The sequence below is a fragment of the Oscillibacter sp. UBA6647 genome (assembly GCA_002455655.1).
Lineage (GTDB): Bacteria > Bacillota > Clostridia > Oscillospirales > Oscillospiraceae > Oscillibacter.
Genome location: DKLF01000017.1, coordinates 1 through 9997 on the forward strand (window position 1 = coordinate 1; position 9997 = coordinate 9997).

Annotated in this window: 7 protein-coding genes; 1 reads left to right on the forward strand and 6 read right to left on the reverse strand. The window is 59.9% G+C overall.

Annotation, left to right across the window (positions count from 1 at the left end; translation table 11 throughout):
• Positions 1 to 119: 119 nt before the first annotated feature.
• From ftsH to B2W96_RS01420, 6 genes are all read right to left on the reverse strand, one after another.
• Positions 120 to 1937 (reverse strand): ATP-dependent zinc metalloprotease FtsH, encoded by a 1818-nt coding sequence (gene ftsH / locus B2W96_RS01395; protein ID WP_397354890.1) that lies wholly within the window; start codon positions 1935 to 1937, stop codon positions 120 to 122.
• A gap of 61 nt (positions 1938 to 1998) precedes the next feature.
• Positions 1999 to 2550 carry a hypoxanthine phosphoribosyltransferase gene (gene hpt / locus B2W96_RS01400; protein ID WP_293007805.1) on the reverse strand — a complete coding sequence of 184 codons (552 nt, stop codon included), beginning with the start codon at positions 2548 to 2550 and terminating at the stop codon, positions 1999 to 2001.
• Positions 2547 to 3878, reverse strand: coding sequence for a tRNA lysidine(34) synthetase TilS (tilS, locus tag B2W96_RS01405; protein ID WP_293007807.1), 1332 nt, complete (start codon positions 3876 to 3878; stop codon positions 2547 to 2549). Before tilS ends, hpt begins: the two co-directional genes overlap by 4 nt.
• Positions 3868 to 5220: a replicative DNA helicase gene (dnaB, locus tag B2W96_RS01410; RefSeq protein ID WP_293007809.1), complete on the reverse strand. Its 1353-nt coding sequence runs from the start codon at positions 5218 to 5220 to the stop codon at positions 3868 to 3870. Before dnaB ends, tilS begins: the two co-directional genes overlap by 11 nt.
• Positions 5221 to 5263: 43 nt before the next feature.
• A complete protein-coding gene (rplI, locus tag B2W96_RS01415; protein ID WP_293007811.1) occupies positions 5264 to 5713 on the reverse strand; it encodes a 50S ribosomal protein L9 in 450 nt (149 codons plus the stop codon).
• Between the two features lie 40 nt (positions 5714 to 5753).
• Positions 5754 to 7739: a DHH family phosphoesterase gene (locus tag B2W96_RS01420; RefSeq protein WP_293007813.1), complete on the reverse strand. Its 1986-nt coding sequence runs from the start codon at positions 7737 to 7739 to the stop codon at positions 5754 to 5756.
• A 512-nt stretch (positions 7740 to 8251) separates the two neighbouring features.
• Between B2W96_RS01420 and B2W96_RS01425 the strand changes: the two genes are divergently transcribed.
• Positions 8252 to 9910 carry a ribonuclease J gene (locus tag B2W96_RS01425; RefSeq protein ID WP_293007815.1) on the forward strand — a complete coding sequence of 553 codons (1659 nt, stop codon included), beginning with the start codon at positions 8252 to 8254 and terminating at the stop codon, positions 9908 to 9910.
• The last annotated feature ends 87 nt before the right edge of the window (positions 9911 to 9997 follow it).

The following is a 9997-nucleotide window of genomic DNA, read 5'->3' on the forward strand; positions in this document are numbered from 1 at the left end:
GCTTTTCACTCTTTTGGCAAAATACGCACTCTCCAAAGCACCGGGGCCCGGTGCGGGCGCGGGAACGGTTCTCAAAAAAGCCCCGCCGTCGGACAAACGGCAGGGCTTCTATTATGCGCTTACGCCCGAGCTGAGGCCTCCACCACGGTCAAAAATTCCTGGCGCGTCATTGTCTCGTTGGCCAGCAGAAAGTTTGCCACCGAGTCGAGCTGGGAGCGCCGCTCCCGCAGAATCATTTCGCAACGGTCGTAGGCGGCAGTCACAATGCGGCGCACCTCCTCGTCGATCTGGGCGGCGATCTGCTCAGAATAGCTGCGGCCCTGACCCATGGCCCGGCCCAGAAACACCTCGTCGTGGCCGGATTCAAAGGAGACGGTGCCAAGCTTTTCACTCATACCGTAGGTGGCCACCATTTTGTGGGCAATGCGCGTGGCCCGCTGAATGTCGTTGCCCGCGCCGGTGGAGATGTCCCCCAGCACCAGACTTTCGGCGGCGCGGCCCCCGAGAAGTGCCACAATCTGCTCTTCCAGATACCGCTTGGACATATAGGAGCGGTCCTCCTGCGGCAAAGATATGGTCATGCCCCCCGTCTGTCCGCGGGGTACTATGGAAATTTGATTTACCGGATCGTGGCTTGGCAGCGCGTGCATCACGATGGCGTGGCCCGCCTCGTGGAAGGCGGTGAGCCGACGCTCGTGCTCGGGAATCACCCGGCTTTTCTTCTCCGGCCCGGCGATGACCTTGATCTCCGCCTCCTTCAAATCCGCCATGGTGATGAACTTCTGGTTCCGCCGGGCCGCCAGCAGCGCCCCCTCGTTGGTGAGGTTTTCAAGGTCTGCTCCGGTGAAGCCGGGGGTTCCCTTGGCCACCTCGCTCAAATCAACATCCTCAGACAGGGGTTTTCCCCGGGTGTGTACCTTAAGAATTTCTTCCCGTCCACGAATGTCGGGAAGACCCACAAACACCTGCCGGTCAAACCGGCCGGGACGCAGCAGGGCCGGGTCCAGCACGTCCACCCGGTTGGTGGCGGCCAGCACCACCACCCCTTCGTTGGCGGAAAAGCCGTCCATCTCCACCAGAAGCTGATTCAAGGTCTGCTCCCGCTCGTCGTGTCCGCCGCCCACGCCGGTGCCTCTCTGGCGGCCCACGGCGTCAATCTCGTCGATGAATACGATACAGGGCGTGGTCTTCACCGCTTCTTTAAACAGGTCCCGCACCCGGGACGCGCCCACGCCCACGTAAAGCTCCACAAAGTCCGACCCGGAGATGGACAAAAAGCCCACCCCGGCCTCTCCCGCCACAGCCTTTGCAAGCAGGGTCTTGCCGGTGCCCGGAGGGCCCACCAGCAGCACACCCTTTGGAATCCGGGCGCCCAACTCAGTGTACTTTTGCGGGTCCTTCAAAAACTCCACAATCTCCCGCAGCTCTTCCTTCTCCTCGTCGGCCCCCGCCACATCCGCAAAGGTGATGGACTTGTCCCGCTCGGAAAGCGCGTGCGTCCGGGCTTCGCTGAAGCGGTTCATCCGGTCCGGACCGCCCGCCCCGCCGGAGCGGACGGACATGAGATACCACATGCCGCCCAGCAGCAACGCCGCCGCCACATAGGGCAGCAAAATCGCCAGCCAGTTGGTGGAATGATCCGCGCGGTAGTTGTAGGAGGTGATGATGCCCTTGGCGGCCTGCTCTTGAATCAGGTCGTTCAAGTCGCTGTAAAACAGCTCAAAATCATACAGTTCGTGGACTGCGGTGGTACTGCCGTTGATCTGCGTGCGCAGATGCAATGTCAGCGTATTGTTGAAGATGTCAAGACTTTCCACCTTCTCCTGCTTGATAAGGCGCACCACCTCAGAATACTCCAGCGGCTCGGCAACAGAGCTGCTGCGCCACAGATACATGGCGCACAGCAGCATCACCACCGCCAGGAAGACAAAGGTCATTGCGTTTGTGGCTTTTGAATTTTTCAACGGGTCCTCACTCCTTTGCGGGCCAATCGCCCGTTTAGCGGGAATAAACCTCCGGCTTCAGCACACCGATATAGGGGACATTCCGATACTGTTGGCAATAGTCCAGTCCGTAGCCCACCACAAACTCATCCGGCACCACAAAGCCGACATAATCAGCGTTGACGGCCTTAGTCCTGCGGGAGGGCTTATCCAGCAGCGTTACGATGGTGATGGAGGCGGCGCCCCGGGTTTTGAAATACTCGCTGAGAAACGCAAGGGTATTGCCAGAGTCCAGAATATCCTCCACCACGATGACGTGCCGGTCCGTGATGTCCTGCTGAATGTCATGGACAATCTTCACCCGGCCGGAGGAACTGGTGGCGTTTTCATAGGAGCTGACGGCGATATACTCCACATCGCTTTTCACCTGACAGGCCCGCACCAAATCGGCCATAAACAGAAAGCAGCCCTTTAACACGCCCAGAAACAGCGGATTCTTTCCCTCAAATTCCTTGTACAGCTCCTCGCCCAGCTCCGCGATACGGGTTTGAATCTGCTCCTCCGTCACCAGAATTTTGAGGATGTCGTTTTCCATCTCACTTCTCATATTGTCTCTCCCTCTATGTCTTCTGAATAAAATGTCACCCAATCGCCGGACGCTCCGGCGGAAAATTCCAAATCCACGCCAAGATATGGCGCGGCCACAGGCCGCTCGCCTGTCCGCAGCACCGGCAAGCGGTCCCGCGTATCCGGGGAAATCCCCGCGTCGGCAAACAGCCGCTTCAACGTCCGCGCGCCCCGACTTCCCGGCAGATTCATGCGGTCCCCGCTGCGCCAGAGTGTCACCTCCAGCGGCCCCGGTACGCACAGCCGATAGGAAATGCTCCCCGGCGGGCCCTCGCTCCCCAGAAGCACGCGCCATTTGCCAAATTCCACAATCTGTCCCCGCAAAAGCGGCACGGGCCGTGGCATGGGACTCGCTTTATAAAGCTCCAGCGCTTCTCCATTGTTGCGGGCCAGCAGCCCGTAGGGCAAAGAACACTCCCTGCCCTTTCCCAATGACAGTACGGCCCCCGCGTGGGCCGCGGACAAATCCCTCCGCCGTCCGCAGACTGTTTCCATCAGCCCCAGCACCATCCTGCCGCGAAGGGCCTCCGGCGCGGCGCGCAGGACTTCCCACGGTAAAACGGCGCGATCCCCGGACAGCTCGGTCTTTTCCAGCAGCTTTGCCGCAAGCTCATCCAACAGCGCATCCTCCGCCGCCAGAAGTGCGGCGGAGCGAGCCATATTTTGCGCGGCTTTGGGGTTAATTTCCCGCAGCACCGGCAAAACCCTGTGCCGAAGCAAATTCCGCGCCGCGTCGTCCTCGTCGTTCGTCTCGTCCTCCACATGGGGCAGGCCTCGGGCATGGGCGTAATCCGCAAGTTGCGCCCGGGTCAGCTCTAAAAACGGGCGACAGATATTTCCCCGCACGGCGGGAATCCCCAATCCGGCGGAGCCGGTGCCCCGGCAAAGGTTTAACAGCATGGTCTCCGCGTTGTCGTCGGCATGATGTGCTGTGAGAATGGCGGCGCTGCGCCGCTTGGCGGCGGCTTCCTCCAAAAAGGCATACCGCAGCCGCCGGGCGGCTTCCTCCAGAGAAAGACCATCTTCCTCCGCCAGCGCCCGGGCGTCGCCCCGGTCGGAGGCAAAGGGAATGCCCCTCTGGGCGCAATAGTCCCGGACAAAGACCTCGTCCCGGTCCGCCGAAGCACCCCGCAGTCCGTGGTGAAAATGGGCGGCAGAGACAGAAATATTCCGTCCCTCCGCCCAGCGCAGGGCAAAGTCCAGCAGGCACATGGAGTCCAGCCCCCCGGACACGGCGCACAGCAGCTCCGTCCCGGCGGGAAAATGCGCCGTCATAAATTTTTCGGCGGAGGGCAGTTCAGTCCTCATCGTCGTACCGTGTCTCCAGCGTGCCGAACATGGTATACTCCGGCACCCACTTCAGCTCCACCTTTCCCGTTTCGCCGTGGCGGTTTTTCGCCACGATGCACTCGGCGATGTTGCGCTTTTCGGAGTCCTCGTTATAGTAGTCGTCCCGGTAGAGAAAAAGCACGATGTCCGCGTCCTGCTCGATGGCGCCGGATTCCCGGAGGTCGGAGAGCATGGGGCGCTTGTCGTCCCGCTTCTCGTTGGCGCGGCTTAGCTGGCTCAGGCAAATCACGGGTACATCCAGTTCTTTGGCCATGATTTTCAACGTACGGGAGATGTCGGAAACCACCTGCTGACGGTTCTCCCCGCCCTTGCTTTTCCCCCCGGCGGAGGTCATCAACTGCAAATAGTCGATCACCACCAGACCCAGATTGTCAAGCCTGCGGCACTTGGCATTCATGTCCGCCACGGACAAAAGCGGGTTGTCGTCGATGCGGATATCCACCCGGTTAAGTACCGTGGCGGCGTCCGCAATTCTCTCCCAGTCCGTCTCCCGCAGGGAGCCGGTGCGCAGCTTGTTGCTCTCCACCAGCGCTTCGGAGGAAAGAAGGCGCAAAACAAGCTGCTCCTTGGACATCTCCAAGGAGAAGACGGCCACGGAACGGTCTGTCCCCTTGGCAACGTTCAGGGCCATGTTCAGGGCCATGGAGGTCTTGCCCATGCCGGGCCGGGCAGCCAGCAGAATCAAATCCGACTTGTTCAGGCCCGTGATTTTCGTATCCAGCATGGAAAGGCCCGTGGACAGGCCCGGCATCCCCGAGGCGGACTCGCTCATTTCACTGAGCCGGTCCAGCACGTCCGGCAAAACCTGCCGGACGGGGGTCATCCCCTGCGCACCCTGTCCCCGGCGGATGGCAAAAATCCGCTGCTCCGCCGCTTCCAGCGTTTCGGCGGCCTCGCCGCCGCCCTCCTGCACCATGGCGGTAATCTCCGAGGCGGCCTGGGCCACCGCCCGCAGAAGGGCCTTATCCCGGACAATGGAGGCGTATTCCAGCACGTTTGCCGCCGTGGGAGTAATCTCAATCAGCTGTGCAAGATAGGCCCGGGTGGTGTTCTCGTCATAGGTGCCGTTTTTCTGCATCTCCTCCGCCACCGTGATCCCGTCGATGGGCCTCGCGTAGGTGAACATAGAGCAGATGGTTTCAAAAATCTCCCGGTTCTGACGCAGGTAAAAATCCTCAGGCCGCAGCTTGTCCACGACCTCCTTCACACAGTCCGGGTCGATGAGGACGGAACCCAGCACCGCCTGCTCCCCCTCTAAAGAGTGGGGCGTCTGGCGAAGAAGTAAATCTTCAATTGCCACGAAAAATCACCTCCGGGCGTGTTATTTGGATGCATGGTGCCGCTTACTTCTCCTCGTAGACGGACACGTACACGGTGCCGCTCACCTCGAAGCCCAGCTTGGCCCGGACCTCGTAGTTGCCGAATGCCTTGATCGGGTCCTCCAGAGCCAGCTTCTGCTTGGGGATGTCCACACTGTACTGCTTCATCAGCTCCTCGGAGATTTCCTTGGTGGTGATGGCGCCGAACAGCCGCCCGCCGGTTCCGGCCTTGGCGGTGACCTTGACCGGGCACTCCTTCAGCTTTTCCGCCGTGGCCTCGGCCTCGGCCTTCTGGCGAGCCTCCTCGGCCTTGCGGGCCTTTTCCTTCATGTTCATGGTGTTCACCGCGTCCGCCGTAGCGGCGGTGGCCAGCTTGCGGGGCAGCAGGAAATTCCGGGCGTAGCCCTCGGAAACCTCCACCATCTGGCCCTTCTTTCCCTGACCCTTCACATCCTGCATCAAAATCACTTTCATCGGTATCTCTCCTTATTTGTCCGATCCTGCATAGGATCTTTTATTTTTTCAGATACTCGTCCACGGCCTCCAGCAGCTTTTCCCGGACGGTTTCGGGGTCGCTGTCCTCCACCCGTCCGCCTGCGGTGGTGGAGTTTCCTCCGCCGCCCAGCGTCTCCAGAACCACCTGCACGTTGATATCCCCCAAAGACCGGGCGGACATCAAAACACTCTCCCCGTCCCGGTAGATCACGAAGGATGCCTGCACGCCCTTGAGCGTCAGCAGTTCGTCTGCGGCCTGCGCCGCCGCCACCCGTTCCACGCCGTCCTCCGTCACGGTGGCCACGGCGATGTCGTCCCGGTACAGCTCCGCCTGACGGATAATGTCATAGCGGGAAACCATCTCCGTCAAATCGTTCTGGAACAGGCGTTGCACCGCGCTGGTGTCCGCCCCGGCCCGGCGCAGGAAGGCCGCTGCCTCAAAGGTCCGTCCGCCGGTGCGCATGGTGAAATGCTTTGTATCCAGCACAATGCCGGCAAGGAGCGCCTCTGCCTCCTCGGGAAGGAGGTCGCTTGGCTCCACCAGATACTGCAAAAGCTCCGTCACCAGCTCGGAGGCGGAGGAGGCATACGGTTCGTGGAAATTCAGCGCGGCATTTTCAATGTAGCTGGCGGCACGGCGGTGGTGGTCGATGACCGCCACCCGGTTGCAGGACTCCAGCACGGCGGGGCTTTCCACAAAGTCCGGCCGGTTGGTATCCACCACGATGAGCAATGCCCCCGGCTGCATCCGCAAAAGAGCCTCGCTGCCGCTGACAAACACACCGGCATACTCCGCCCGCCCCCGCAGCTTTCCCAGCACGGCCTCCGCCGCGTTGTGGTTCAGGTCGATGACCACCTGAGGGTGCTTTCCCAGCTTCCGCGCCGCGCAGCAAAGACCCGTCGCCGCACCCACCGCGTCCATATCGGCAAAGGAGTGCCCCATGATATAAACCTGGCGCGCGTCGCTCATCAGCTCGCCCAAGGCGTTTGCCATGACCCGGGACTTCACTTTCGTGCGCTTTTCGGGACTTTTAGTCCGTCCGCCGTAAAACTCAAAATCCAACTTGCCCCGAACCACCGCCTGATCGCCGCCCCGGCTCAGCGCCATCTCCAGCGATAACGACGCATTTTTATAAAGCTCCGCCACCCCGTCGGCTTCCCGGCCCACGCCGATAGACAGCGTGGGATGGGACCCCTCGCCGCCAATTTCCCGCATGGAATCCAGCACAGAAAACTTCTCCGCTACCAGCGGGGCATAGTCTTTTTCCTCCGTCAAAAGAAGGTAGCGATCCCGGTTGGTTTTCACCAAAAGCCCCGTGTCCACGGCCCACGCCGCCAGTTTTTCATCAATCTGGGCCTGAATGGCGCTGCGCTGGGCCTCGCCGCTGACCTTCATCAGCTCCTCGTAGTTGTCCACATTCAAAAGCGCCACCACAGGACGGGAACGCTCAAACTTCTCCCGCATGGCGTCGTATTCCGTGGTATCCACCCAGTAGGTGGTGGCCACCAGATTCTGGGTTCCGTCCCGGTCCTTCGCCCGGACAAGACTGCCATACACCCGAAAGCGGCGGTTATTCATCATCACCCGGTCAGGGCACTCCTGCTTCCCCTCCAGCAGCCACGCAACCGGCATCCCCGGCACCGTGTCCTCCACCTTGATTTCAAACAGATGCTCCCGCACGCCCACAAGCTGCAAAAAATCCTCGTTGCTCCAAATGATTTCGCCGGTATCCGGGCGAAACACCATGATTGGCAGGGGAGAGTTAATCAGGGTGGATTTGCTGGCGGCGTCCACGCTGCCAGTCAGGCTGTTGATATACTGCAAAATCCCCTGCTTGCGTTTCTGCGTGCTGGAACGGAAAAAAAGATACATTCCCACCGTGACCGCGCCCTCGGCCGCCGCCAGCAATGGCTGAACCGGAACGGTCACCGCCGCGAACAGCAGCAGGCACAGAAAATAGAGTTTTAGATTGGGCTCCAGCAGCCGGGAAAACTTTTTATTCATAATCGGTTGCCCTCCTCCGGAGCGGTGCCGCCCGCGCGGCGATGCTCCTAAGCCATAGATTTTATTAGTATACCACCCCTTTGTTTTTCGGGCAAGATTTTTTCTGTTTTCGACCCGTCCTCAATTTTTCAAAAAGGTGTATACAAAGCCGGGGGCATGTGCTATACTATCCTATACAGTATCATTCGGGAGATTGCGCGCAGGTCGATGAGCCGGGCATTTTTTGCCCTAGCAGCCGCCGCAGCCCGCTGATGTTTTTGTATTTCACTGGGCAGGACCGCGGTCCCATCCCGGTTTAATAAACGGACAATCTCACAGGGTACAGCGCGGACGCAGTTCATTCTTCTGCCGGCGAGACGGGGCCGGACGAAGTTGGACCGTCCTTAATTTGGTGCGGCTTTTTGCGATGCAAATGGCTTTCGCGCCCTATTTTGGTATACGTTTTCCGCCGTACATCCTGGGATTCCTCCATAACTTTTACTTATTTTTATATAAAGGAGTTCTCTGAATTTATGGCAGAAAAACTGAAAATTATCCCTCTCGGGGGGCTGGACGAGATCGGCAAGAACATGACCGTCTACGAGTACGGCGGCGAAATGATCGTCGTTGACTGCGGCATGGCCTTTCCGGGAGATGATATGTACGGCATCGATCTGGTGATTCCCGACGTGACGTACCTGATTAAAAACCGCGCCCGCGTCCGGGGCCTGTTTATCACCCACGGACACGAGGACCATGTGGGGGCCATCCCCTACGTGCTCAAGCAAATTAACATCCCCATCTACTGCACCCGGCTTACTGCGGGCCTGATCAAACTGAAGCTGGAGGAGCACGGCTTGGTGAAGTCCACCAAGCTTATCACCGTGGAGCCGGGCGAAACCGTCCGCGCGGGCAAGTTCAACGTGGAGTTCATCCACGTGAACCACTCCATCGCGGATTCTGTGGCCTTTGCCATCCACACCCGGATGGGCACCGTGGTCCACACCGGCGACTTTAAAATTGACTCCACCCCCATTGACGGCGAGGTCATGGATCTTGCCCGGCTGGGCGCGCTGGGGAAGGAGGGCGTGCTTGCCCTTTGTGCAGACTCCACCAATGTGGAGCGGCCCGGCTTTACTCCGTCTGAAAAAACCGTGGGTGCCGCCTTCATTCGCCAGTTCACCGGGTGCAACGAGCGCATTCTTGTCACCACCTTCGCCTCCAACGTTCACCGCATCCAGCAGGTGCTGGACGCTGCGGCCGCCACGGGACGAAAGGTAGCGGTGACCGGCCGGAGCATGGAAAACATGATGCGGGTCTCCACGGAGCTTGGCTATATGAAGGTCCCCAAGAACACCCTTCTGGACCTGAACCGCATTAAGGGCTTGCCCAAAAACAAGCAGGTCATCGTCACCACCGGCTCTCAGGGCGAAGAAATGAGCGCCCTGTACCGCATGGCGTTTTCCACCCACCGTCAGGTGGAGCTGGGCGCAGGCGACAAGGTGATTATCTCAGCCTCCGCCATCCCCGGCAATGAGGTGACAGTGGGCCGGGTCATCAACGAGCTGTTCCGCAAGGGCGTGAACGTGGTTTATGACCGGGCGGATATGCTTCACGTCTCCGGCCACGCCTGTCAGGAGGAGCTGAAGATTGTCCACGCGTTGACAAAACCCCGCTTCTTTATCCCCGTCCACGGCGAGCAGCGGATGCTGCAAATTCACTCCAATCTGGCCCAGTCCATGGGTATGGATCGCAATCACATTGCCATTGCTCAAAATGGCGCCGTCATTGAAATCACCGGCAAGAGCATGAAGGTCAATGGCTCTGTCCCCTCCGGAGAGGTGTATGTGGACGGCTCCGGCGTGGGCGACGTGGGCGCCGTGGTGATGCGGGACCGCAAACGCCTTGCCGAGGACGGCATGGTGGTGGTGATTCTCCCCGTTTCTTCCCACGACGGGCAGATTCTCTCCAAGCCGGAAATTGTCACCCGAGGCTTCATTTACGTAAAGGAGTCCGACGAGATGATGCGTGAGTTGGAGAACATCGCCATGGAGGCGGCAACCAACGCCCCCCGCAGCCGCGGGCGGGACGACGGCGAGCTGCGCAGCGCGGTGAAGTCCGCCGTCAGCAATTACCTCTTTAAAAACACCCAGCGCAGCCCCATGATCATTCCTGTGGTCACCAAGCTGTAACTAAAAATAAACAAAGCGCCGCCCCGAACATTCGGGGCGGCGCTTTTTGCCGTTGCCTTTCAGGCGGAGCGCCGGACGCGTTCCTTT